Origin of the sequence: Modestobacter sp. VKM Ac-2985, from assembly GCF_026967925.1 — a bacterium.
Classification (GTDB): domain Bacteria; phylum Actinomycetota; class Actinomycetes; order Mycobacteriales; family Geodermatophilaceae; genus Modestobacter.
The window spans coordinates 335,870-358,690 of sequence record NZ_JAPVBI010000001.1; the positions used below are offsets into that span (position 1 = coordinate 335,870).

Consider the following 22,821-nt stretch of genomic DNA (forward strand, 5'->3'; position numbering starts at 1 on the left):
TGTCCGGTTCCGTGCGGCGGTCGCCGTCCCGTAGATCACTCAACCACTCTCCGGCCCCGCAGGCCGCTCGGGTGGAGGGGAGCGGCTGACTGCCGCGGACCCGCCCGGTACAGTGGCCCCGCACTGGAGGATTCGCCTAGTGGCCTATGGCGCTCGCTTGGAAAGCGGGTTGGGTGCAAGCCCTCGGGAGTTCGAATCTCCCATCCTCCGCAGGTAGAGCGCCGTCACGGCGCCGAGCATGAGCGCTCCCCCGGCCAGCGCGGTCGGGGTGAGCCGCTCCCCGAGCACCACGGCCGCCAGCGCGGTCGCGGTCAGCGGCTCGAGCAGGGTCACGATCGAGGCGACCGCGGCCGGCACGGCCCGCACCCCGGTGAAGAAGAGCCCGTACGCCAGCGCGGTCGGCACCAGTCCCAGGTAGACCAGCAGCGCCAGCCCCAGCGGGTCGGTGGTGAGGTCCAGCCCGGCGGCCAGCGCCACCGGGGTGAGCGCCACGGCCCCCACGGCGAAGCCGACCGTCGTCGTCGGCACGCCCGCCGGTGCGCCGGCCGACAGCAGCACCACCGCGGCGTAGGCGACCGCGCAGCCGATCGCGGCCAGCGCCCCCAGCAGGACGGCGTCGCCGCCGTCGCCGCCCGCCGAGACCCCGACGAGCAGCACCAGCCCGGCCAGGGCGACGACGAGGGCCACGCCGGTGGCCCGGTCCGGGCGGCCGTGCCCGAGTGCGGCGGCACCGACGGCCACCAGCAGCGGGGCCAGGCCGAGGGCGACCAGCGTCGCGATGCTCACCCCGGCCGTGGCCACGGCCGCGAAGTAGGCGCTCTGGTAGACCGCCAGCCCGGCGCCGACGCCGGCCAGCCGCCAGCGCAGCGCGCGCGGCCAGGGGACCGGCGGAGCGGCGGGCCCGGAGAAGGCCCGCCGGGCGAGCAGGTGGACGGCGAGCAGGGCGAGCGCGCCGACGGCCATCCGGTGCCAGGCGACGTCGAGCGGGTCCAGGTCGGTGCGGTCGGCGACCAGGTCGCCGGTGATGCCCGCGGTGCCCCAGCACAGCGCGGCCAGCACGACGAGCAGGAAACCGCGGGCAGGCGGGACGGGCTGAGGGGTGCGCCCGGTCATGCGGCGGGAGCGTACGGGGAGGGCGGCTCCGGCATCGGCGGCGTCCTCTACAGTGGACGGCGACCCCTCGTGCGGCGTCACCCTGTGAACCTCCCCAGGGCCGGAAGGCAGCAAGGATAAGCGGGCTCTGGCGGGTGTGCGGGGGGTCCTTTCTCTCTCCGTCGCGGTTCTCAGGCTCCTCCCAGGTTCGTGCGCTCTGATGCACCCACCTTCGAGCGGGGGAGTGGCCGTGCCCAGTCGTCGTACCTGGTGGATCACCGGCGGGGCCGTGGCGGTCGTCGCCGCAGGGGCCATCGGCGGGCCGTTGATCTACGCCGCCGTCGCGGAGGACGCAGCCCCGGCCCCGACCGTGCAGGCGCAGCCGGAGGAGGTCGAGCTCACCGCGGACACCGACGGCACCTGGACCATCGGCCCCGGGTCCACCGCGGGCTACCGCGTGGACGAGGTGCTCAACGGCGCCGACGTGACCGTCGCCGGCACCACCGACCAGGTCACCGGCACCGTCGTCATCTCCGAGGGCGACCTCGCCGACGCCGACGTGACCGTCGACGTCGCCTCGATCAGCACCGACAGCAGCCGCCGGGACTCCTACTTCCGGGACAACGTGATGGACGTCGCCGCGAACCCCACCGCGACCTTCTCCGTCACCGAGGTGGCCGACCTCCCCGAGCTCTCCGGCACCCCGGTGACCGTGCCGGTGACCGGTGAGCTGGCCCTGGCCGGCACGACGCAGCCGGTGACCACCGAGCTCTCCGTCGTCCGCACCGCCGACGGCGTGGACGTCTCGGGTGCGGTGCCGGTGGTCTTCACCGACTTCGGCATCGAGCCGCCGAACCTGGGCTTCGTCAGCGTCGAGGACTCCGGCGCCGTGGAGTTCTTCCTGCGCCTGACCCTCTGACGTCGTCTCGGCCTCGTCCAGAGGCTCACCGCGAGCCTGCGAGTGGTGAGGGGGACGAGGTCCGTTGAGTAACCTCGCGGCGTGGCTCTGGCGCTCTACCGCAAGTACCGTCCGGCGACCTTCGCCGAGGTGGTCGGGCAGGAGCACGTCACCGCGCCCCTGATGAACGCGGTGGACGGCGGGCGGATCAACCACGCCTACCTGTTCAGCGGGCCGCGGGGCTGCGGGAAGACGTCGTCGGCGCGGATCCTGGCCCGCTCGCTGAACTGCGAGCAGGGGCCGACGTCCACGCCCTGCGGCGTCTGCGGCTCGTGCATCGCGCTGGCCCCCGACGGCCCGGGCTCGATCGACGTCATGGAGATCGACGCGGCCAGCCACGGTGGTGTCGACGACGCCCGCGACCTGCGCGAGAAGGCTTTCTTCGCCCCGGTGCACAGCCGCTACAAGGTCTACATCGTCGACGAGGCGCACATGGTGAGCTCGCAGGGCTTCAACGCCCTGCTCAAGGTGGTCGAGGAGCCGCCGGAGTTCCTGGTCTTCGTCTTCGCCACCACCGAGCCGGAGAAGGTCCTCCCGACCATCCGCTCGCGCACCCACCACTACCCGTTCCGGCTGGTGCCGCCCAGCACGCTGCGCGCCCTGCTGGAGAAGACGTGCGCGGCCGAGGGCGTCACCGTGGAGCCGACGGTGTTCCCGCTGGTGGTCCGGGCCGGGGGCGGCTCGGTGCGCGACTCGCTGTCGATCCTCGACCAGCTGCTGGCCGGTGCCGGCCCCGAGGGGGTCACCTACCGGTCGGCCGTGGGCCTGCTCGGCGTCACCGACGAGGCGCTGCTCGACGAGGCCGTCGACGCGCTGGCCGCCTCCGACGCGCCGGGCGTCTTCCAGGCCGTCGACCGCGTGGTCGAGGCCGGGCACGACCCCCGCCGGTTTGCCACCGACCTGCTGGACCGGCTGCGCGACCTGATCGTGCTGGACGCCGTGCCCGAGGCCGGCGGCAACGGCCTGCTCGACAGCCCGCCCGACCGGATCGACGTGATGAGCCGGCAGGCCCAGGCGCTGGGCTCGGCCACGCTCTCCCGGCTGGCCGACACCGTGCACGAGGGCCTCACCGAGATGCGCGGGACGACGGCCCCCCGGCTGCTCCTGGAGCTCGTCTGCGCCCGGATGCTGCTGCCGGGGGTCGACGGCTCGGCCGTGGCCACCCTGCAGCGTCTGGAGCGGCTGGAACGGCGGATGTCGATCGCCGGGGAGCACGCCGGCCGCCCGGAGGCCGCCGCCGTCCCGGCACCGGTACGCGAGCCCGCCCGGCCGGCCCCGGTCCAGGCCCCGCCGCCCGCTGTCCCCACCCCGGCTGCCCCGGCCCCGGTTGCGCAGGCCCCGGCCGCCGAGCCGGTGGCACCTCCTGCCGCTGCGCCGACCAGCCGGCCGGCGTACGTCCGTCCCTCGCAGGCCCGTTCCGCGCCGGCCGCCCCCACGCCTGCACCGGCGTCCCCGCCGGCCCCGGAGGGGGACGACGGCTGGCCGGTGACCGCCCGCCCGGGCGCACCCGCCGCGGCGCGCCCGGCTGCCCAGCCGTCTGCTGCAGAGCCGCCCGCCGCCGACCACCCGCGGCCCCGGTCGGAGAGCGCGCCGGCGTCCGAGGTGCCGCTGCCGCCCGAGCCCACCGACGACGAGGACTGGCCGCAGGCGGCCCGCCCGGCGGCGGAACCGCACCGCGCCCCCGCGCCGGCCACGGATGCCGCGCCGGCACCCCGGGCCGCGGCGGAGTCCGCGCCGGCGCCCCGCGGCGGTGAGCCCACGCCGCTGGTGTCGGCCACGCCGGCCGAGCCCGCCGGTGACGACGCTGCGCTGACCACCGCCGACGTCCGGCGGATCTGGCCGGAGCTGCTCAAGGTGGTGCGCGGGCACAAGCGCACCACCGAGGCGCTGCTCAAGAGCGCCCAGGTCCACGACCTGACCAACGGGGTGCTCACCCTGGCGGCCACCTCGCCGGCGCTGGCCAAGATGCTGGGCGACGACCTGAACAAGGACGTCATCCGGCAGTCGCTGCAGGAGCTGCTCGGCGTCCGCTGGAAGGTGCAGGCCGTCGTCGACGGGGGCCCGGGTCAGCCCGGGGCCGCCGGCGGTGGCTCGGGGGGCGGGGCACCGGTGTCGCCGGAGGCGGCGCGGGCCGCCGTGCAGGCCGCGGAGTCCGCCGAGGCCGACGAGCTGATGGCCGAGCGGGCCGCCGACGCGGCCTCCGGCGACACCGCGGACACCGCGCCGACGCTGGACCCCGAGGCCGCCGCGCTCCAGCTGCTGCGCACCCAGCTCGGCGCACGACCGATCGACAGCTGACCGACGCCCCGGTCCCCTACGGCGCGGACCGGGGCGGCGTGGGACGGGGCGGCGCAGAACGCTGGGCGAGCCGGCGCACCCACGGGTCGACCAGCCGCGGGATCAGCGGCCCCAGCACGGCCAAGATCAGCACGTAGGCGGCGACCAGCGAGCCGAAGGCCGCCGGCACGCTCCCCAGCACCAGACCGGCGATGATGATCGAGAACTCGCCGCGCGCGACCAGGGCCGCCCCGGCGCGCACCCGGCCGGGCGGCCCGACGCCGGCCCGGCGCCCGGCGACCCACCCGGTGCCGAACTTGGTCACTATCCCGACCGCGGCCAGTGCGGCTGCGGGCAGCAGCGCGCCGGGCAACTGGGAGGGGTCGGTCGACAGCCCGAAGAAGACGAAGAAGACCGCGGCGAACAGGTCGCGCAGTGGGGCGAGCACGTCCCCGATCCGCTCGGCGACCTCCCCGGAGAGGGCGATCCCGAGCAGGAAGGCGCCCACCGCCGCCGAGACGTGCACCGCCTCCGCGGCACCGGCGACCAGCAACGCCAGGCCGAGCACGCGCAGCAGCAGGATCTCGTTGGACCGCGCCCCGACGAACCGGGTCACCGTGGTGCCGTGGCGCACCGCGACGGCCAGCACGGCCGCGAGGGTGGCCAGGGCGACGCTGACCGACAGCAGGGCGTCGCCGGTGGTGGTGGCCGCGACGACGCCGGTGAGCACCGGGAGGTAGGCGGCCATCGCCAGGTCCTCGATGACCAGCACGCCGAGCACGGCCGGGGTCTCCCGGTTGCCGAGCCGGCCGAGGTCGGTCAGGAGCTTGGAGACGATCCCCGACGAGCTGATCGCGGTGACGCCGAACAGGGCCAGCGCGGCGGTGGGCCCCCAGCCCAGGAACAACGCCAGGGCAGCTCCGGGCAGGCCGTTGAGCAGCAGGTCGACGACCCCGACCGGGGCCTGGCGGCGCAGGTTCTCGACCAGGTCGCCGGCGGTGTACTCCAGCCCGAGGACGAGCAGCAGGAGCACGATGCCGACCTCGGCGCCGGTGGAGAAGAAGCCCTCGGGGGCGTCCAGTGGCAGCAGCCCGCCGGTGCCGAACGCCAGCCCGGCGAGCAGGTACAGCGGGATGGGGGACAGGCCGATCCGGCCGGCCAGCGAGCCGAGCAGCCCCAGCCCGAAGAGGACGGCGCCCAGCTCGAGCAGCAGGACGGCGGTGTGCCCCAGGTCCATCAGCGCGGGTTGAGCAGGTCACCGACCGCTGCGACGCCGTCCGACGTGCCGACCACCACCAGCCGGTCCTCGGCCTGGAACCGGAAGTCCGGGGTGGGCGAGGCGATCATCTGCTCGCCCCGGACGACGGCGACGACGGAGGCACCGGTGCGGGACCGGATGGCCGCGTCACCCAGGGTCGCGGCGACGTAGGGGGAGCCGGGTTCGATCGGCACGCCCTCGGTGGCCAGGCTCTCCACCTGCTGACGCAGCCGGGACAACCGCTCGGTGATCCGCGGGGCGCCCAGCAGCTCGGCGACGACCTCGCTCTCCTCCGCGGTCAGCTCGATGGTGGCCGCCGTGGCGTCGGGGTCCCGCTCGTCGTAGAGGAGGACGTGCCGGGCCCCGTTGCGCTGGGAGATGACCCCGACCCGCCGGCCCTGCGCGGTCACCAGGTCGTGCCGCAGTCCGATCCCGGGCAGTCGTGTCTCCTCGACGTCCATCGGCGTCCGTGCTCCTGTCTCGTCGTGGTCCCAGGCGAGAGGCCCCCGCCGTCGGCGCTCATCGTGCCCCGCCGGGTGGTCAGCCGACAGCGGTCCTTGGTCCCCGGTCGAGGGCGCGGAAGCGGGCCAGCGCGGCGACCGACAGCACCGGGCCGGCAGCGAGCAGCACCAGCGTCCACCGCCAGGTGACCAGGTCGGCCAGGTAGGGCAGCGCGCTGATCGTCACCGTGGTGAGCAGGAAGCCGGTCGCGGTCTGCACGGTGAGGGCGGTGCCGACCCAGCGCCGGTCGGAGACCTCGCTGAGCAGGGTGGAGAACATCGCCGAGTCGGCGATGACGCTGGCCCCCCAGACGCAGACGAAGACGGCGAGGGCGGCGGTCGGCCAGGACCAGGCCCACGGGGAGAGCAGGCAGCACACGCCGCTGGTGGCCACCGCGACGGTGGCCACCGGCGCCCGGCCCCACCGGCCGGCGAGCCAGCCGGCCAGCACGCAGCCGGCCGCGCCGCAGACCCCGAACGCGACCAGGGCCAGCAGGGCGATCCGGGAGGTCGGCAGGGTGGGGTCGACCACGTCCCGCGAGGCGGTGATCCACACCGCGGCCCAGGTCCAGAGCGCGTAGAGCTCCCACATGTGCCCGAGGTAGGCGAGGTTCACCAGCCGCGGCCGGGCCGACCGGAAGCCGTCGAAGGCCTGGGCGGCGCGCGGGCGGCTGCCCACCGACAGGTGCGGCCCGGCGCGCAGCAGGCCCAGCGCCAGCAGGGCGGCGACCCCGCCGCTGGCCGCCGCGGCGACCAGCACGGTCCGCCACGAGTCGCCGAGCACGCCGACCAGGAGCTGGGGCAGCAGCGAGCCCAGGGTGAGCGCCCCGACCAGCACGCCGAGCGCCAGCCCCCGCCCGCGGGCGCCGAACCACGAGGCCATCAGCTTCATGCCGATCGGGTAGACCAGTGCCAGGCCCATCCCGGTCAGGAAGCGCAGTGCGACGCCCAGCAGCGGCCCGTCGGCCAGGACGGCGACGCCGAGGGTGCAGGCAGCGGCGGCCCCGGCCCCGGTGGCGAGCAGCCGCTCGGGGCGCACCCGGTCGGCCAGCCCGGTCGTCGCCGAGGCGAGCGCACCCACGACGAAGCCCAGCTGCACGGCGACGGTGAGGCCGACCCCGCCGGCGGTGCCCAGCTGCCAGTCGCGACGCAGCACGGGGAGGACTGCGGAGGCGGAGAACCAGACGGCCAGGGCGAGCACCTGGGTCAGCGCGATGAGCGCCAGCTGCGACCACGGCCCGGTGCGCGCCCCGCCCGCGGTGCTGCGGACCTGCACGCCGTCGCCTGCCACGCCGGTGACCCTGCCACCGAGCCCGGTGCCGCCACACGTCGACCCGCACAGCGCGTGCGGCGGACTGTCGGTGCCAGCACCTACGCTCGGACCATGCGACCCGGTGGCCAGCCCGACATGCAGCAGATCATGAAGCAGGCACAGCAGATGCAGCAGCAGCTCGCTGCCGCGCAGGAGGAGCTGGCCCGCGCAGAGGTGACCGGTTCGGCCGGTGGCGAGCTGGTCACCGTGACCATGACCGGCAGCGGTGAGGTCACCGCCGTCACGATCGCGCCGGCCGCCGTCGACCCCGACGACGTCGAGACCCTGCAGGACCTGGTGGTCGCGGCCGTCCGTGACGCCCAGCGCGCCGTCGGCGAGCTCACCGCCTCCACGATGGGCCCGCTGACCGGCGGTCTCGGTGGCGGGCTGGGTCTCCCCGGCCTCTGATCCACCCGGGTGCGCACACCGCCACCCGCATCGAAGGAGAACCGTGTACGAGGGCGCTGTCCAGGACCTCATCGACGAGCTCGGGCGGCTGCCCGGCGTCGGTCCCAAGAGCGCGCAGCGCATCGCCTTCCACCTGCTGGCCGCCGAGTCGGCCGACGTCGGCCGACTGGTCGCCGCCCTGCAGCGGGTGCAGGCCGAGGTCCGCTTCTGCGTGACCTGTCACAACGTCGCCGAGGCCGAGCAGTGCCGGATCTGCCGTGACCCGCGGCGCACGCTCGACGTCATCTGCGTCGTCGAGGAGCCCAAGGACGTCGTGGCGATCGAGCGGACCCGGGAGTTCAAGGGCCGCTACCACGTGCTCGGCGGGGCGATCAGCCCGATCGAGGGGATCGGCCCGGACGACCTGAAGGTCAAGGAGCTGATGACCCGGCTGATGGACGGCCAGGTCACCGAGCTGATCATCGCCACCGACCCGAACCTGGAGGGCGAGGCGACCGCCGCGTACCTGGCCCGGCTGGTCGGCCCGCTGGGGATGGCGGTGTCCCGGCTGGCCAGCGGGCTGCCGGTGGGCGGTGACCTGGAGTACGCCGACGAGGTGACGCTGGGCCGGGCGTTCGAGGGCCGCCGCCGCATCGACGCTTGAAGCCCGCCTCGTCGGGCAGAAATGGCCATTTCTGCCCGATCGGCCGACGGATCGTAGGGGCGGGCGGTGGTTGAGCGATCCATCACAACCCTGGGGTCGTGGTTGGCATCCGGAGCGGAGGCAGGCCATCCTCGGGTGGTGGTCGGGCCCAGTTCGTTGACGCGTCGTCGCGCCATCGACCTGATGCGCCTGGCCGGCACGCTCTGTCGGTGAGCCGACGCCCCTGACCGGAGGTCCGCGCCGCGCCGTTCGGCGCCGAGCCAGCTGGACCCCGGCAGTGGAGAGCTGTGCCCGCCGTCCGCTCCACCTGCGAGGACCCCCGTGATCGAGCTGTCCGACGTCCGCAAGGTCTTCCCCGCCCGCCGCACCGCCGGTGAGGTGGTCGCCCTCGACGGCGTGAGCCTGTCCGTCGCCCGCGGTGAGTTCGCCGGGGTGGTGGGCCCCAGCGGCTCGGGCAAGAGCACCCTGGCCCGGCTGGTGAACCTGCTCGAGCGGCCGACCTCGGGCACGGTCACCGTCGACGGCCGGGTGCTCACCGACCTCGATGCCGCCGGTGTCCGCGAGGCCCGTCGCAGCATCGGCATGATCTTCCAGCACTTCAACCTGCTCGACTCCCGCACCGCGGCCGGCAACGTCGAGCACCCGCTGGAGCTGGCCGGGGTCGGCCGCACCGAGCGCCGGCGCCGGGTCGCCGAGCTGCTCGACCTGGTCGGCCTCGCCGACCGGCACGCCTCGCGGCCGGCGCAGCTCTCCGGTGGGCAGAAGCAGCGGGTCGCGATCGCCCGCGCGCTGGCCGCCCGCCCCTCCGTGCTGCTCTGCGACGAGGCGACCTCGGCCCTGGACCCGGCCAGCACCACCGGCGTGCTGGAGCTGCTGCGCCAGGTGCGCGCCGAGCTGGGGCTCACCGTGCTGCTCATCACCCACGAGATGTCCGTCGTCCGGGCGGTCTGCGACAGCGCCGTGCTGATGAGCGACGGCCGGGTGGTCGACGGCGGTCCGCTGACCGAGGTCCTGGCCCGGCCGGACTCCGCACTGGCCGCCCAGCTGGTCCCGGCCCCGGCCGGGCCGGAGACCGGCGACGGTGCGCTGGTACAGCTCACGGTCACCGACGCCACCCCGCACGGCGCCGTCCTGCAGACCCTCACCGCCGAGCTGGGCCTGTCGGTCGAGGTGGTCGGCGGGTCGGTGGAGACCGTCGCCGGCCGACGCTTCGGCCGGCTGCTGCTGCGGGTCGAGGGGGACGACGGCCGGCTGGACCCGGCGCTGGCGCGACTGCGGGCCGGTGGTGCCCTCGTGGAGCGCACCGCCGCGGGCGACCCGCGCCCCCAGCCGGACGCCGACGACGCACCACCCCGACCCGACCGCGAGCCCGACGTGCAGCGGCTCGCCGACGCCCCGGACGTGCAGCGGTGAACGACTGGTCCCGGATCGCCCCGCAGCTGGTCGACGCCACCGGCGAGACGCTCTACATGGTGGGCGTCGCCACCGCGCTGACCGTGCTGCTCGGCGTGCCCCTCGGCGTGCTGCTCACCATCACCGCGCCCGGGGCGCTCGCCCCGCACCCGCTGGTGAACCGGCTGCTCGGCCTGGTGGTCAACCTCGGCCGCTCGCTGCCCTTCATCATCCTGCTGGTCCTGGTCGCCCCGGTCACCCGCGGCATCGTCGGCACCACCATCGGCTCGACGGCGACGATCGTGCCGCTGACCATCGGCGCCGTCCCGTTCCTGGCCCGCCTCGTCGAGACCAGCCTGCGCGAGGTGGCGCACGGCAAGGTCGAGGCGACCCTGGCGATGGGCGCGCGGCGCCGCGACGTCGTCCGCACCGTGCTGCTGCCCGAGGCGCTGCCGTCGCTGGTCGCCGGCGTCACCGTGACCGTGGTGGCGCTGATCAGCTACTCGGCCATGGCCGGGGCGATCGGCGGCGGCGGGCTGGGCGACTTCGCCATCCGCTACGGCTACCAGCAGTTCCGCACCGACATCACGTTGGCGACCGTCGTCCTGCTGCTCGTGGTGGTGCAGCTCCTGCAGTGGGCCGGCGACCGCTGGGCCCGCCGGCTCGCCACCTCCTGACCGTCCGTCCCCCGTTCCACGAGGAGAGAGAACTGATCATGCGTTCGAAGAGCCCCCTGGCCGTTGCGGCCGCCGCTGCGACCGCCCTCGTCCTGAGCGCCTGCGGCGGGGGCAGCGCCGAGCTGTCCGCCGAGGACGAGCCGTTGCAGGTCGGTGCCTCGCCGGTCCCGCACGCGGAGATCCTGCGCTACATCGACGACGAGCTGGCCGACGACGCCGGCCTGGACCTCGAGGTCGTCGAGTTCACCGACTACGTCCAGCCCAACGTCGCCCTGGACGACGGGTCGATCGACGCCAACTACTTCCAGACCATCCCCTACCTGGAGGAGCAGGAGGCCAACGCCGGCTACGACTTCACCGCCCTGGAGCCGGTGCACATCGAGCCGCTGGGCATCTACTCCGAGTCGCTGACCGACCTCGCCGCCCTGCCGGACGGCGCGACGGTGGCGATCCCCAACGACCCGACCAACGCCGGTCGGGCGCTCCGGCTGCTGGCCGCCAACGACCTGATCACGCTGGCCGACACCGGGGATGCCGCGCCCACCGCGCTGGACGTCGAGGGCAACCCGAAGGACCTGCAGATCACCGAGGTCGAGGCGGCGCAGCTGCCCCGGTCGCTCGTCGACGTCGACGCCGCGGTGATCAACGGCAACTACGCGATCGACGCCGACCTGGTGCCGGCCGAGGACGCGCTGGCCCTGGAGGAGGCGGAGGGCAACCCCAACGCCAACCTGCTGGTCGTGCGCGCCGGCACCGAGGACGACGAGCGGATCGGCCAGCTGGAGGAGCTGCTGCACTCCGACGAGGTGCGGACCTTCATCGAGGAGAACTACGAGGGCGCGGTCATCCCCGCCTTCTGACCTCTTCCTCGTCCACCGAAATGGCCATTTCGGTGGACGAGGAGTGGGTCAGGGTTCGACGACGACGTCCGGGCCCCGCCGGACCGCCCGGCGCACCCGCAGCCGGACCACCTGGCCGAACCGCTTGACGAGGCCGGAGTAGCCGGGCGTGGGCCCGTGGTACCCGAGGAAGCCGCGCGGGCCGGAGACCATCTCCCCGGTGGACAGGTCGTAGCGGGCCTGGTGCCACGGGCAGACCAGGCAGCCCTCGGCGTCGACGTGGCCGTCGGCCAGGTCGGCGAGCTGGTGCCGGCAGCGGCGGGAGACCGCGGCCAGCCGGTCACCGGTGTTGGCCACCGCCCACTGGCCGGCGGGGCGCACAGCGCCCGGGGGGAGGTCGGCGGCGGGGACGCGGTCGGGCACGGGTCCTCCTGATCTGGGGCGGGCTGGTGTCGGGCGGTGCCCGAGCCCCTACCCGGTGCAGCGGCGGGCAGACGTGGCGCGCCGAGGCCGTCGAACTGTCGGTGCCGGGTGGGACGGTCGGCCTCCCGACTCGAGGAGCAGTCATGCCCACTCGTACGACACCCTGGCCCGCCGGCACCCCGTGCTGGGTCGACCTCGGCACCCCGGAACCGGACGCCGCCCGGGCCTTCTACACGGCGGTCCTCGACTGGACCTACCGTGACCCGAGCCCCGGCTCCGACGGCCACCGCATGTGCCTCGAGGACGGGCAGGAGGTGGCCGGGCTCGGTCCGCTGCAGGACCCGGCCGGCCCGTCCCGGTGGACGACGTACTTCGCCACCGACGACGCCGACGCGACGGCCGCCCGGGTGGCCGCGGCCGGCGGCAGGGTGCTCGCCCCGCCGCGCCAGGCCGGTCCGGCCGGTCGGATGGCGATCGTCACCGACCCGCAGGGCAGCCCGTTCGGGCTCTGGCAGGCCGGCGCCACCATCGGGGTGGAGCTGTTCAACGAACCCGGGGCGCTGGTCTGGAACGAGGCCGCCGTCGACGACCCGGCGGCGGCGCAGGAGTTCTACACGGCCGTCTTCGGCTTCGCCTGGGAGGAGGTCCCCGACGCGGGTGGCTACTGCACCTTCGCCACCGGCGACGGCCCGCTGGGCGGGCTGAGCGGCGTGGTCGAGGGGCTGCCGCGGGGCTGGAGCACCTGCTTCGCGGTGGCCGACACCGATGCGGCGGTCGGGGCGGTCGAGTCCGGCGGCGGGAAGGTGCTCATGCCGGCCGAGGACACCCCGTTCGGCCGGTTCGCCGTCGTCACGGACCCGTGGGGGGCGGTGTTCTCGGTGATGGAGGTCGCCGAGGAGTGAGACGCCGGGTCGGCGCGGCCACCGTCGCGGGGGCCGACCGGGGGCCGGCCAGCGGTGCCGGAGCCCTCGGCCACCCCCAGCACAGCGTGATCGGCGACGATGGACCCATGCGTCTCCTCTCCCGGCTGCTCCTCCCGCTGGCGGCCGGCCTGCCCGCCGTCCTCCTGACCGCGGGTCCGGCCCTCGCCGTCGAGCCGTTCGCCCCGACCGAGCAGCTCGTCGACGAGGCCGACGTGCTCGACAGCGGTGAGGAGGGCGAGGTCGAATCGGCCCTGCAGGAGCTGCAGGCCGAGGACGGCACCCAGCTCTACGTCGTCTACGTCGACACCTTCGACGAGTTGTCGGGCCCCGAGTGGGCGGCCGAGGCCTTCGATGTGGCCGGTCTGGGCACCAACGAGGTGCTCTTCGCCGTCGCCACGGAGCAGGAGCGCGTCGGCTACTACGTCGGGCAGAGCTCTCCGGTGACGCAGTCCGGACTCGACTCCTTCGTGAGCACCGAGGTCGAGCCGTACCTGGCCGAAGGGGACTGGTCCGGCGCCGCGGTGACGCTGGCGGAGGGCATCCAGTCCGGAGACGGGGCCTCCGCGGGCAGCGCCGGCGGTGGTGACGGCGGTGGCGGAGCCCTCGCGGTGCTGGTCGGCATCGCCGTCGTCGGTGGGGGCGGCTACGCGCTGATGAAGAGCCGGCGGCGCAAGAAGCAGCAGGCAGCCGCCGCTCGCGCGGCGGAGGAGCGCGCCGCCGCCGAGGCCGCCGCCCGCGACCCGCACCACGGCACCTCCACCGAGCAGTTGACCTTCCGGGCCAGCCAGGAGCTGCTCGACCTCGACGAGGCGGTCAAGACCTCCGAGCTCGACCTGGCCTACGCGCGGTCGCAGTACGGCGAGCAGTCGGTCGCGGGCTTCCAGGACGCGCTGAGCCGGTCCAAGGCCGAGCTGTCCCAGGCGTTCGCCCTGCGCCAGGAACTGGACGACGAGTTCCCCGAGGACGAGCCCACCCAGCGGCGGATGCTCACCCAGCTGCTGCAGCTCACCGCCGCCGCCGATGCCCGGCTGGCCGAGCAGGCCGAGGCCTACGCCGAGTTGCGCCACCTGCAGGACTCCGCGCCCGAGACACTGGCCGGGCTGGCCCCGCTCATCCGAGGGGTCCGGGAGCGGATCCCGGCGGCCGAACGGGTCCTGGAGGACCTGCAGCAGCGCTACGCCCGGTCGGCCTGGTCGCCGGTCGCCGACAACGTGATCGAAGCGCGTACCCGCACCGACCTGGCCGAGCAGGCGGTGGCCTCCGGGCAGGCGGAGATCGACGAGGGTCGACCGGCCGGGGCGGTCCCGGCGATCCGGGCGGCCGAGGACGCGCTGGCGCAGAGCCGCACCCTGCTCGACGCCGTGGGCCGGCTCGCCGACGAACTGGCCGGCAGTGGCGCGCGGTACGACGAGGTACGGGCGGAGACCGAGCGGGACATCGCCGAGGCCCAGGCGATGCTGTCCCGCAACGTCGACACCCCGGGGCTGCGGGAGCAGCTGGCCCGGGCCGAGCGGGCGCTGGCCAGCAGCGCTGCGCAGCTGCAGCCGCGCGACGGCGAGCTGCCCGACCCGCTGGCCGTGGTCCGGCGGCTCGACGAGGCGGACCTGGCCCTGGAGGCGGCCCTGGAGCCGGCGCGTGACGTCCGGCAGCAGCAGGAACGGGCCGCGGCCCACCTGCAGCAGGCGATCCGCGCCGCCGACTCCTCGGTCGCCGTCGCCGGTGACTTCATCTCCACCCGGCGCGGCGCCGTCGGGAGCCCCGCGCGCACCCGGCTGGCCGAGGCCGAACGCCACCTGGACGAGGCGTCGCGGTCCGCCGCGGCCGATCCGATCACCGCGCTCCGGGAGGTCCAGCGCGCCGACGGCCTGGCCCGGCAGGCGCTGACCGCCGCCCAGCAGGACGTCGAGCAGTACATGGCCGGCGGCTACGGCGGGCGCCCCGGCTACGGCGCGGGCCCCCGGCGGGGGTACGGCGGCGGTGGCTTCGCCGGTGGCGTCGCCGGCGGGGTGGCCGGTGGCGTGCTGGGGAGCATCCTGCTCGGCGGTCTCGGCGGGGGCTACGGCGGTGGCTTCGGCGGCGGAGACGGCGGCGGTGGTGGCTTCGGCGGTGGCGGCGACTTCGGTGGCGGCGACTTCGGTGGCGGCGGGAGCTTCTGACCTCTGGGCGACCCGTCCTCGGCCGGGTCGTTCGCCGGTCACAAGACCATCACGCCTTCACCCACCTGTCCCACCCCGTGAGATGGATGTGTTAGTCATGCATCTCCACAAGCCACCGGCGGCTGCGGTGGCGCATCGTGGCGCCCGCGGACCGCCGCCCATGAGAACGAGGTAGCGGATGAACTCCGTGTCCAGGAGCGGCCGGCGTGCGCTGGTCGCCACAGCGGGCATCACGGCGACGGCGCTGGCGCTGTCTGCGTGCGGCGGCGGCAGCGACGACGGGGACGGCGGCGGCTCGGGCGGCGGCGACTCGCTGATCGTCGGCACCACCGACAAGATCACCACGATCGACCCGGCCGGCTCGTACGACAACGGCTCGTTCGCCGTGATGAACCAGGTCTACCCGTTCCTGATGAACACGCCGCTGGGCAGCCCCGACGTCGAGCCGGACATCGCCGAGTCGGCCGAGTTCACCTCGCCCACCGAGTACACGGTGACGCTGAAGGACGGGCTGACGTTCGCCAACGGCAACGAGCTCACCGCCTCGGACGTGAAGTTCTCCTTCGACCGGATGGTCGCGATCGACGACGAGAGCGGCCCGGCGTCGCTGCTCTACAACCTGGACAGCACCGAGGTCGTCGACGACACGACCGTGGTGTTCAACCTGGTCTCGCCCGATGACCAGGTGTTCCCGCAGATCCTCTCCAGCCCCGCCGGCCCGATCGTGGACGAGGACGTCTTCGCCGCCGACGCGCTGACCACGGACCAGGAGATCGTCGAGGGCAACGCCTTCGCCGGCCCGTACGCGATCACCAACTACGACCAGAACAACCTCGTCTCCTACGAGGCGTTCGAGGGCTACGAGGGCCTGCTCGGTGCGCCGGCGACCGAGACGGTCAACGTCCGGTACTACGCCGACGCCTCGAACCTGAAGCTCGACGTCCAGGAGGGCAACATCGACGTCGCCTTCCGCAGCCTCACGGCGACCGACGTCGAGGACCTGCGCGGCGACGACTCCGTCAACGTCGTCGACGGCCCGGGCGGGGAGATCCGCTACATCACGTTCAACTTCAACACCCAGCCCTACGGCGCCACCACCCCCGAGGCCGACCCGGCCAAGGCCCTCGCCGTCCGGCAGGCCGCGGCGCACCTGCTCGACCGCGAGGAGCTGGCCGACCAGGTCTACAAGGGCACCTACACGCCGCTGTACTCCTACGTGCCCGAGGGTCTGACCGGCGCCGTCGAGCCGCTGCTGGAGCAGTACGGCGACGGCTCGGGCGCCCCGGACGCCGAGGCGGCCGCGCAGGTGCTGCAGGCCGCGGGCGTGCAGACGCCGGTGGAGCTCAACCTGCAGTACTCCAACGACCACTACGGCCCGTCCTCGGGTGACGAGTACGCGCTGATCAAGGACCAGCTGGAGTCCAGCGGCCTGTTCACGGTCAACCTGCAGACCACCGAGTGGGTGCAGTACTCCGAGGACCGCACCGCCGACGTCTACCCGGCCTACCAGCTCGGCTGGTTCCCGGACTACTCCGACGCCGACAACTACCTGACGCCGTTCTTCCTGACGGAGAACTTCCTGGGCAACCACTACTCGGACGAGGCGGTGAACGACCTGATCCTGCAGCAGGCCACCACCGTCGACCCGGCCGAGCGCCAGGCGCTGATCGAGCAGATCCAGGGCGCGGTCGCCGAGGACCTGTCCACGCTGCCGTACCTGCAGGGTGCCCAGGTCGCCGTCACCGGGACCGACGTGCAGGGCGTCGAGGACACCCTCGACGCGTCCTTCAAGTTCCGCTTCGGAGCCCTCAGCAAGGGCTGACCGAGCCCGGAGCACACCGCCCCGGGCGACCCGCCCTCCGTGGGTCGCCCGGGGCACCGGCATGTCCGTCGCCACCGCAGGCTGGGAGAGATGACCACCACCACGACCGAACGCACCGGGAGCACGGCCGACCCCGCCGGCGACCCCGACCCGGCGCCCCGGCGCCGGCGGAAGGGCAGCGGGGGGCTGGGCAGCTACCTGCTGGTCCGGTTCCTGCTGATCTTCCCGACCATCTTCATCCTGGTCACGACCGTCTTCTTCCTGATGCGGGCCACCGGCGACCCGATCACCGCTGCGCTCGGCGGGCGGCTGCCGGCCGACCAGCTGGCCGAGCGGGTCCGGGAGGCCGGCTACGACCGGCCGCTGATGACCCAGTACCTCGAGTACCTGGGCAACCTGGTGCAGGGCGACTTCGGCACCACCCTCAGCGACCGGCGTCCGGTCCTGGAGGTGCTGACCACCTTCGGCATCGCCACGCTGGAGCTCACGGTCTACGCGCTGATCGTGGCGTTCATCGTCGGGATCCCGCTGGGCATGGTGGCCGCCTACTTCCGGGACCGTTTCCCCGACGCCGTCCTGCGGGTCTTCGCGATCCTCTGCTACGCCACGCCGGTCTTCTTCGCCGGTCTGCTGCTCAAGCTCGTCTTCGCCTCCGGACTGGGCTGGCTGCCGGTCGCCGGCCGGGCTTCCACCGGCACGGAGATCGAGCTGCAGTTCCTGGACAACCCGACCGGCTTCTACCTGATCGACGCGATCCAGACCGGCGACTGGGAGATCATCAGCGACGTCCTGGCGCACGCCGTCCTGCCCGCCATCGCCCTGGGCCTGCTCACCGCCGGGATCTTCCTGCGGCTGGTGCGCACCAACGTGATCGGCACGCTGGGCACCGGCTACGTGGAGGCCGCCCGCTCCCGAGGTGTCGCGGAGTCGCGGCTGCTGCGCAAGCACGCCTACCGCCCCGCGCTGATCCCGATCATCACCGTCATCGGCCTGCAGATCGCGATCCTGCTGGTCGGCGCCGTCCTCACCGAGACGACGTTCGAGTGGAAGGGCCTGGGCTTCCAGCTGGCCGAGTACCTGCAGGCCCGCGACTTCGTGGCGGTGCAGGGCATCGTCGTGCTGCTGGCGGTCATCGTGGCCGTGACCAACTTCCTCGTCGACATCATCGCTGCGCTCATCGACCCCCGGGTGAGGTACTGACATGGCCACGGCGACCTCCGTGCCCACCGCGGCCGTCGAGCCCGGGACGGCGCCGGCCCGCCGGCGCCGCTCCTGGCGCCGGCTGCCGATCGTCCACCAGCTGCGGCAGAGCGTCGGCCTGCAGCGCGGCATGCTCGTGGCCGGGCTGGTGCTGATGGGCGTCTTCCTGCTCACCGCGCTGTTCGCGCCGCTGCTGGCGCCGTACGAGTACGGCCAGCTCCGCGACGCCGACGGCCTGTTCGGGGCCCAGCAGCCACCGTCGGGTGACCACCTGCTCGGCACGACCGTGGGCGGGTACGACGTGCTGTCCCGGGTGATCTGGGGCTCGCGGACGGCGCTCTACGTGATCGTCGTCGCCCTCCTGCTGTCGATCGTCGCCGGCGTGCTGCTCGGGCTGGTCTCCGGCTACTTCGGCGGCTGGCTCGACCGGGTGCTCGTCGTCATCGCCGACGCGATCTACGCCTTCCCGGCGCTGCTGCTGGCGATCATCGTGGCGATCGTGATCAGCGGCGGCCAGTCCAGCCTGTGGGGCGGCATCCTGGCTGCGGCCATCTCGATCGTCGTGGTGTTCATCCCGCAGTACTTCCGGGTGGTCCGGGCCGAGACGGTGCGGATCAAGGCCGAGGCGTTCGTCGAGTCCGCCCGGGTCATCGGCGCCAGCAACCGCCGGATCATGCTCCGGCACGTGCTGCGCAACGCCACCCGCACGCTGCCGCTCATCCTCACGCTGAACGCCTCCGAGGCGATCCTCACCCTCGCCGGCCTGGGCTTCCTCGGGTTCGGCATCGAGGCCACCGAGGCTGCCGAGTGGGGCTACGACCTGCAGCAGTCGCTGTCCGACGTGACCAGCGGCATCTGGTGGACCTCGCTGTTCCCCGGCCTGGCGATCGTGCTGGTGGTCCTCGGCCTGACGCTGGTCGGGGAGAGCCTCAACGACCTGGCCGACCCGCGGCTGCGCACCCGCCGCCGGGTGGCCGACCAGGAGCCGGCGGAGGAGGGCGAGGTCGCCGCCGTCCCCGGCGGCGCGCTGACCAGGGGACCGGCGGGCGTCGGTGGCCTGGGGGTCACCGTGGCCGGCGAACGACCCGGGACGCCGGCCTCGGCCGGTGCCACCGGTGCCGAGCCCGCCGAGGGGCAGGGAGCCGGGCCGGACGTGACCGGCCGGGACGGAGGAGGGACCAGCTCATGAGCGTCGTCGACATCAAGGACCTGCAGATCTCCTTCGCCACCGACGCCGGCACCGTCACCGCGGTGCAGGACGTCACCCTCGACGTCCAGGCCGGTGAGGTGCTGGCGATCGTGGGGGAGAGCGGCAGCGGCAAGACCGTCACCGCGCGCAGCATCCTGGGGCTGCTGCCCGAGACCGCGCGGGTGCGCGGCGCCGTGGTGCTGAGCAGCAAGGACGGCACCGACGAGCACGACGTCGTCCCGCTGCGCGGGGCGCAGCTGCGGAAGGTCCGCGGGCAGGACGCCGCGATGGTGTTCCAGGAGCCCTCGACCTCGCTGAACCCCGTCTACCCGATCGGCTGGCAGATCGCCGAGGGACTGCGGGCGCACGGCGAGTACAGCAAGAAGGAGGCCCGGGCCAAGGCGATCGACGTGCTCCGCCGGGTCGGCATCCCCGACCCCGAGCACCGGGTCGACCACTACCCGCACCAGTTCTCCGGTGGGCAGAAGCAGCGCATCGTCATCGCCCAGGCGCTGGTGCTCGACCCCGGCGTGATCATCGCCGACGAGCCGACGACGGCGCTGGACGTGACGGTGCAGGCCGAGATCCTGGAGCTGCTGCGCCGCTGCCGGGACGACTTCGGCGCCGCCGTCGTGCTGATCACGCACAACATGGGCGTGGTCGCCGACCTCGCCGACCGGGTCGCCGTCATGTACCAGGGGCGGATCGTCGAGCAGGCCGACGTCCGCACGCTGTTCAGCGCGCCGCAGGACCCCTACACCCAGCAGCTGTTGGCCGCCGTCCCGCGGCTGGGGCAGGGCGTCGAGCGGACCCGGGAGCGAGCCGCCCGGCGCGCGGCCGGCTGGGACCGCGCCGCACCGGTCGTCGAGGCGAGGGACCTGCGGATCGTCTACCCCGGCCGGATGCGCCGTCCGGACTTCGTCGCCGTGGACGGCGTCAGCTTCAGCATCCGCCCCGGAGAGGTGCTCGGTCTGGTCGGGGAGTCCGGCAGCGGGAAGACCACCATCGGGCGGGCGATCGCCGGGCTGACCAAGGTCAGCGACGGCTCGCTGACGGTGCTGGGCACCGAGATGAACGGGATGAAGGAGCGCACGTTCCGGCCGGTGCGCGAGCGGATCGGGTTCGTCTTCCAGGACCCGGCGTCCAGCTTCAACCCGCTGCTCACCATCGCCGACGCGGTCGCCGAGCCGCTCGTCGTGCACAAGCGGGCCAAGGACCCCCGCGCGGCCCGGCCGCGGGTCGACGAGCTGCTGGAGGCGGTGCAGCTGCCGAAGGCGTTCGGCGACCGGTACCCGCACGAGCTCTCCGGGGGGCAGCGGCAGCGGGCCAGCCTGGCCCGGGCGCTGGCCCTGCAGCCCGAGCTGCTCGTCGCCGACGAGCCGACCTCGGCGCTGGACGTGTCGGTGCAGGCCCGGGTGCTGGAGCTCTTCGCCGAGCTGCAGCGGGAGCTGGGGTTCGCCGCGCTGTTCATCAGCCACGACCTGGCCGTCGTCGACCTGCTCGCCGACCGGATCGCGGTGCTCTACCGCGGCCGGCTGGTCGAGGAGGGGACGGGCGCGGAGGTGCTGGGCGCGCCGAAGCACCCGTACACCCAGCGGCTGCTCGCCTCCCTGCCGGTGCCCGACCCGGACGAGCAGGCCCGCCGCCGCACCCACTGGAACGCCCTCCGCGCCGCCGACTAGCGTTCGCGGCCCCCCTGCAGGGCCCCGCCGCGAGCTTGCGAGTGGTGGGGGGCAGGGGGGTCCTTCCTCAGCGGGTGCGGCCGCGGGGCTTGAGGGGGAGCGGGGGCAGGGCGGGTGCGCCGAGCCGCTGGCCGTCGAAGCCGGGGACGTCGGCGAAGCGGTCGCCCTCGGCCCACTGCTCGGCGTACTCGGCGATCTCCTCACCCGAGCGGCCGACGAAGTTCCACCACATGACGATCCGCTCCTCGAACGGCTCGCCGCCCAGCAGCAGCAGCTGCGCGGCGTCGTCCGCGCGCAGCCGTACGGTGCGCCGGCCCGAGCCGAGGTAGAGCATCGCGCCGGGGGTGAGCGGCACGCCCTCGACGTCCGCGGACCCCGAGGCGGTCAGGACGGCGTACTCGAAGTCCGGCTCCAGTGGCAGCTCCACGTCCGCGCCGGCGGACAGCGCCAGGTCCACGCCGACCAGCGGGGTGTGCGCCGTCCCCGGTGAGGTGGCGCCGGCCATCGCGCCCATCAGCACGGTCGCCTGCACCCCGTCGGAGTCGAAGCCCGGCAGCGCGGTGTGGTGCTCGAAGGCCGGGGCGACGTCCCGGACGCCGTCGGGCAGCGCCACCCACAGCTGCGCGCCGTGCAGGTACCGCGGGTGCACCGCCGGCGACTGCTCGGCGTGCGCGATCGCGTGGCCGGCGGTCATCAGCGCCAGCTCGCGCGGCCGGATCACCACGTCGCTGCCGAGGGAGTCGCGGTGGTGCACCTCGCCGTCCAGCAGCCAGGAGACCGTCTGCAGCCCGGTGTGCGGGTGCGGCAGCACCTGCATCCCCGTCGAGCCGAACACGTCGTCGGGGCCGTAGTGGTCGACGAACGCCCAGGCGCCCACCAGCCGCCGGCCGAGGGTGGGCAGCAGTCGCCGGACGTGGGTGGCCTCGCCGAGCAGCACCTCCTTGCCCGGCAGCAGGTCCAGCGCCGGACCGGCCGACGCCTGGGCGCGCCCGCCCAGTTCGTGGGGCGCCGGCCGTGGCTCGAGGTTGCTCATGGCCGCCTTCCTACTCGCTCAGACCGTGCACGTCACCGTGCGCGACCCGCGCGGCCGGGATGGTGCCGAGCCGGCCCGCGGAGGCGTCGGTCATCGCGTCCAGCACCTCCTGCCGGGTGTTCATCACGAACGGCCCGTACATCGCGATCGGCTCCCGGATCGGCAGCCCACCGAGGACGACGACGTCCAGGTCCGGCGTGCGCGCCTCGGCGTGCCGGTCGCCGGCCCGGGTGCCGTGCACGGTCACCGTGTCGCCGGGGCCGAGGACGGCGAGCTGCCCGGTGTGCACCGGGGCGCCGTCGACGCCCACCGAGCCGGAGCCGGAGAGCACGTAGACCAGCGCGTTGAAGTCCGGCCGCCAGGGCAGGTCCAGCGAGGCGCCGGGGGAGACGGTCGCGTGCACCATCGCCATCGGGGTGTACGTGCTGCCCGGGCCGCGGTGCCCGCCGACGTCACCGGCGATCACCCGCAGCAGCGCGCCGCCGTCCGGGCTGGTCAGCAGCACCGACTGGCGGGCCCGCAGGTCCTGGTAGCGCGGCTCGACCCACTTCTGCGCCGCGGGCAGGTTCACCCACAGCTGCAGGCCGTGGAACAGCCCGCCGCTGAGCACCAGCGCCTCCGGTGGCCGCTCGATGTGCAGGACGCCGCCGCCGGCGGTCATCCACTGGGTGTCGCCGTCGCTGATCGTCCCGCCGCCACCGTGGCTGTCGGCGTGCTCGAAGGTGCCGTCCAGCAGGTAGGTGACGGTCTCGAAGCCGCGGTGCGGGTGCCACGAGGTGCCCTTGGGCTCACCGGGGGCGTACTCGACCTCGCCCATCTGGTCCATGTGCAGGAACGGGTCCAGGGCGCGCAGGTCGACCCCGGCGAACGCGCGCCGGACCGGGAAGCCCTCGCCCTCGAAGCCGGAGGGCGCAGTGGTCACCGAGCGCACCCGGCGGCGCACCGTGCGAGGTGCGGGCAGGGGGACCCGGGCGAGGGTGGTGGTGTCCTCGACGGTCACGGCGGGCATGGCGGCCTCACTTCTGTTGAGGGCTCAA

19 protein-coding genes, 1 tRNA gene, 1 other RNA gene and 1 pseudogene are annotated in these 22,821 nt (G+C 74.2%); 15 read left to right on the top strand and 7 right to left on the bottom strand.

Annotated elements, in window-relative coordinates; all coding sequences use genetic code 11:
- The first annotated feature begins 125 nt into the window (after window positions 1-125).
- A tRNA-Ser gene (locus O2V61_RS01470) sits at window positions 126-210 on the top strand.
- 66 nt (window positions 211-276) lie between these two features.
- Here the strand turns inward: O2V61_RS01470 and O2V61_RS01475 are convergent.
- A pseudogene (locus O2V61_RS01475) lies at window positions 277-1,113 on the bottom strand (DMT family transporter); the annotation flags it as partial.
- A 58-nt stretch (window positions 1,114-1,171) separates the two neighbouring features.
- Between O2V61_RS01475 and ffs the strand changes: the two are divergent.
- The 3 genes from ffs (at window position 1,172) to O2V61_RS01490 (ending at window position 4,348) form a co-directional block, all read left to right on the top strand.
- Window positions 1,172-1,267: signal recognition particle sRNA small type (gene ffs / locus O2V61_RS01480), an RNA gene on the top strand.
- Window positions 1,268-1,342: 75 nt separating this feature from the next.
- Window positions 1,343-2,011 (top strand): YceI family protein, encoded by a 669-nt coding sequence (locus O2V61_RS01485; protein ID WP_269181568.1) that lies wholly within the window; start codon window positions 1,343-1,345, stop codon window positions 2,009-2,011.
- Window positions 2,012-2,092: 81 nt separating this feature from the next.
- The gene (locus O2V61_RS01490) at window positions 2,093-4,348 is read left to right on the top strand and encodes a DNA polymerase III subunit gamma and tau (protein ID WP_269181569.1); all 2,256 of its coding nucleotides are present in this window, start codon (window positions 2,093-2,095) and stop codon (window positions 4,346-4,348) included.
- 16 nt (window positions 4,349-4,364) lie between these two features.
- Here the strand turns inward: O2V61_RS01490 and O2V61_RS01495 are convergent, their stop codons facing one another.
- From O2V61_RS01495 to O2V61_RS01505, 3 genes are all read right to left on the bottom strand, one after another.
- Window positions 4,365-5,564, bottom strand: a complete 1,200-nt coding sequence (locus O2V61_RS01495) for a cation:proton antiporter (protein WP_269181570.1) — start codon at window positions 5,562-5,564, stop codon at window positions 4,365-4,367.
- The gene (locus O2V61_RS01500; protein WP_269181571.1) at window positions 5,564-6,046 is read right to left on the bottom strand and encodes a cation:proton antiporter regulatory subunit; all 483 of its coding nucleotides are present in this window, start codon (window positions 6,044-6,046) and stop codon (window positions 5,564-5,566) included. Before O2V61_RS01500 ends, O2V61_RS01495 begins: the two co-directional genes overlap by 1 nt.
- A 79-nt stretch (window positions 6,047-6,125) precedes the next feature.
- On the bottom strand, window positions 6,126-7,376 hold the full coding sequence (locus O2V61_RS01505; RefSeq protein WP_269181572.1) for an MFS transporter: 1,251 nt from the start codon (window positions 7,374-7,376) through the stop codon (window positions 6,126-6,128).
- 93 nt (window positions 7,377-7,469) lie between these two features.
- On the opposite strand from O2V61_RS01505, the gene O2V61_RS01510 reads away from it, so the two are divergent.
- The 5 genes from O2V61_RS01510 (at window position 7,470) to O2V61_RS01530 (ending at window position 11,377) form a co-directional block, all read left to right on the top strand.
- Entirely contained in the window at window positions 7,470-7,805 is a 336-nt protein-coding gene (locus O2V61_RS01510) for a YbaB/EbfC family nucleoid-associated protein (protein WP_036335186.1), read from the top strand.
- A gap of 43 nt (window positions 7,806-7,848) precedes the next feature.
- Window positions 7,849-8,448: a recombination mediator RecR gene (gene recR / locus O2V61_RS01515; protein WP_269181573.1), complete on the top strand. Its 600-nt coding sequence runs from the start codon at window positions 7,849-7,851 to the stop codon at window positions 8,446-8,448.
- 321 nt (window positions 8,449-8,769) lie between these two features.
- Window positions 8,770-9,861: a methionine ABC transporter ATP-binding protein gene (locus O2V61_RS01520; RefSeq protein ID WP_269181574.1), complete on the top strand. Its 1,092-nt coding sequence runs from the start codon at window positions 8,770-8,772 to the stop codon at window positions 9,859-9,861.
- The gene (locus O2V61_RS01525) at window positions 9,858-10,517 is read left to right on the top strand and encodes a methionine ABC transporter permease (protein WP_269172337.1); all 660 of its coding nucleotides are present in this window, start codon (window positions 9,858-9,860) and stop codon (window positions 10,515-10,517) included. Before O2V61_RS01520 ends, O2V61_RS01525 begins: the two co-directional genes overlap by 4 nt.
- Before the next feature lie 38 nt (window positions 10,518-10,555).
- Entirely contained in the window at window positions 10,556-11,377 is an 822-nt protein-coding gene (locus O2V61_RS01530; RefSeq protein WP_269181575.1) for a MetQ/NlpA family ABC transporter substrate-binding protein, read from the top strand.
- A gap of 48 nt (window positions 11,378-11,425) precedes the next feature.
- On the opposite strand, the gene O2V61_RS01535 is transcribed toward O2V61_RS01530, so the two are convergent.
- Window positions 11,426-11,779 carry a Rieske (2Fe-2S) protein gene (locus O2V61_RS01535; RefSeq protein ID WP_269181576.1) on the bottom strand — a complete coding sequence of 118 codons (354 nt, stop codon included), beginning with the start codon at window positions 11,777-11,779 and terminating at the stop codon, window positions 11,426-11,428.
- A 143-nt stretch (window positions 11,780-11,922) separates the two neighbouring features.
- On the opposite strand from O2V61_RS01535, the gene O2V61_RS01540 reads away from it, so the two are divergent.
- The 6 genes from O2V61_RS01540 to O2V61_RS01565 all read left to right on the top strand — a co-directional run bounded on the left by O2V61_RS01540 (window position 11,923) and on the right by O2V61_RS01565 (window position 20,751).
- Window positions 11,923-12,681, top strand: a complete 759-nt coding sequence (locus O2V61_RS01540; protein ID WP_269181577.1) for a VOC family protein — start codon at window positions 11,923-11,925, stop codon at window positions 12,679-12,681.
- A gap of 107 nt (window positions 12,682-12,788) precedes the next feature.
- Complete coding sequence (locus tag O2V61_RS01545; RefSeq protein ID WP_269181578.1) at window positions 12,789-14,858, top strand: TPM domain-containing protein; 2,070 nt, start codon at window positions 12,789-12,791, stop codon at window positions 14,856-14,858.
- 178 nt (window positions 14,859-15,036) lie between these two features.
- Window positions 15,037-16,680, top strand: coding sequence for an ABC transporter substrate-binding protein (locus tag O2V61_RS01550; RefSeq protein ID WP_269181579.1), 1,644 nt, complete (start codon window positions 15,037-15,039; stop codon window positions 16,678-16,680).
- Window positions 16,681-16,770: 90 nt separating this feature from the next.
- Window positions 16,771-17,880, top strand: coding sequence for an ABC transporter permease (locus O2V61_RS01555; RefSeq protein ID WP_269181580.1), 1,110 nt, complete (start codon window positions 16,771-16,773; stop codon window positions 17,878-17,880).
- A 1-nt stretch (window position 17,881) separates the two neighbouring features.
- Window positions 17,882-19,069: an ABC transporter permease gene (locus tag O2V61_RS01560; protein WP_269181581.1), complete on the top strand. Its 1,188-nt coding sequence runs from the start codon at window positions 17,882-17,884 to the stop codon at window positions 19,067-19,069.
- A complete protein-coding gene (locus O2V61_RS01565; RefSeq protein ID WP_269181582.1) occupies window positions 19,066-20,751 on the top strand; it encodes an ABC transporter ATP-binding protein in 1,686 nt (561 codons plus the stop codon). The genes O2V61_RS01560 and O2V61_RS01565 overlap by 4 nt, the downstream gene beginning before the upstream one ends.
- A 67-nt stretch (window positions 20,752-20,818) precedes the next feature.
- On the opposite strand, the gene O2V61_RS01570 is transcribed toward O2V61_RS01565, so the two are convergent.
- Together O2V61_RS01570 and O2V61_RS01575 are read right to left on the bottom strand one after the other, a co-directional pair.
- Entirely contained in the window at window positions 20,819-21,784 is a 966-nt protein-coding gene (locus O2V61_RS01570) for a pirin family protein (RefSeq protein WP_269181583.1), read from the bottom strand.
- Between the two features lie 10 nt (window positions 21,785-21,794).
- Entirely contained in the window at window positions 21,795-22,793 is a 999-nt protein-coding gene (locus O2V61_RS01575; protein WP_269181584.1) for a pirin family protein, read from the bottom strand.
- Window positions 22,794-22,821 lie beyond the last annotated feature (28 nt).

Bases quoted from the DNA above. Each gene is read 5' to 3' on its own strand.
- O2V61_RS01495 (WP_269181570.1), bottom strand. From the start codon at position 5,564: ATGGACCTGGGGCACACCGCCGTCCTGCTGCTCGAGCTGGGCGCCGTC.
- O2V61_RS01500 (WP_269181571.1), bottom strand. From the start codon at position 6,046: ATGGACGTCGAGGAGACACGACTGCCCGGGATCGGACTGCGGCACGAC.
- O2V61_RS01510 (WP_036335186.1), top strand. From the start codon at position 7,470: ATGCGACCCGGTGGCCAGCCCGACATGCAGCAGATCATGAAGCAGGCA.
- O2V61_RS01530 (WP_269181575.1), top strand. From the start codon at position 10,556: ATGCGTTCGAAGAGCCCCCTGGCCGTTGCGGCCGCCGCTGCGACCGCC.
- O2V61_RS01540 (WP_269181577.1), top strand. From the start codon at position 11,923: ATGCCCACTCGTACGACACCCTGGCCCGCCGGCACCCCGTGCTGGGTC.
- O2V61_RS01545 (WP_269181578.1), top strand. From the start codon at position 12,789: ATGCGTCTCCTCTCCCGGCTGCTCCTCCCGCTGGCGGCCGGCCTGCCC.
- O2V61_RS01550 (WP_269181579.1), top strand. From the start codon at position 15,037: ATGAACTCCGTGTCCAGGAGCGGCCGGCGTGCGCTGGTCGCCACAGCG.
- O2V61_RS01555 (WP_269181580.1), top strand. From the start codon at position 16,771: ATGACCACCACCACGACCGAACGCACCGGGAGCACGGCCGACCCCGCC.
- O2V61_RS01560 (WP_269181581.1), top strand. From the start codon at position 17,882: ATGGCCACGGCGACCTCCGTGCCCACCGCGGCCGTCGAGCCCGGGACG.
- O2V61_RS01565 (WP_269181582.1), top strand. From the start codon at position 19,066: ATGAGCGTCGTCGACATCAAGGACCTGCAGATCTCCTTCGCCACCGAC.
- O2V61_RS01570 (WP_269181583.1), bottom strand. From the start codon at position 21,784: ATGAGCAACCTCGAGCCACGGCCGGCGCCCCACGAACTGGGCGGGCGC.
- O2V61_RS01575 (WP_269181584.1), bottom strand. From the start codon at position 22,793: ATGCCCGCCGTGACCGTCGAGGACACCACCACCCTCGCCCGGGTCCCC.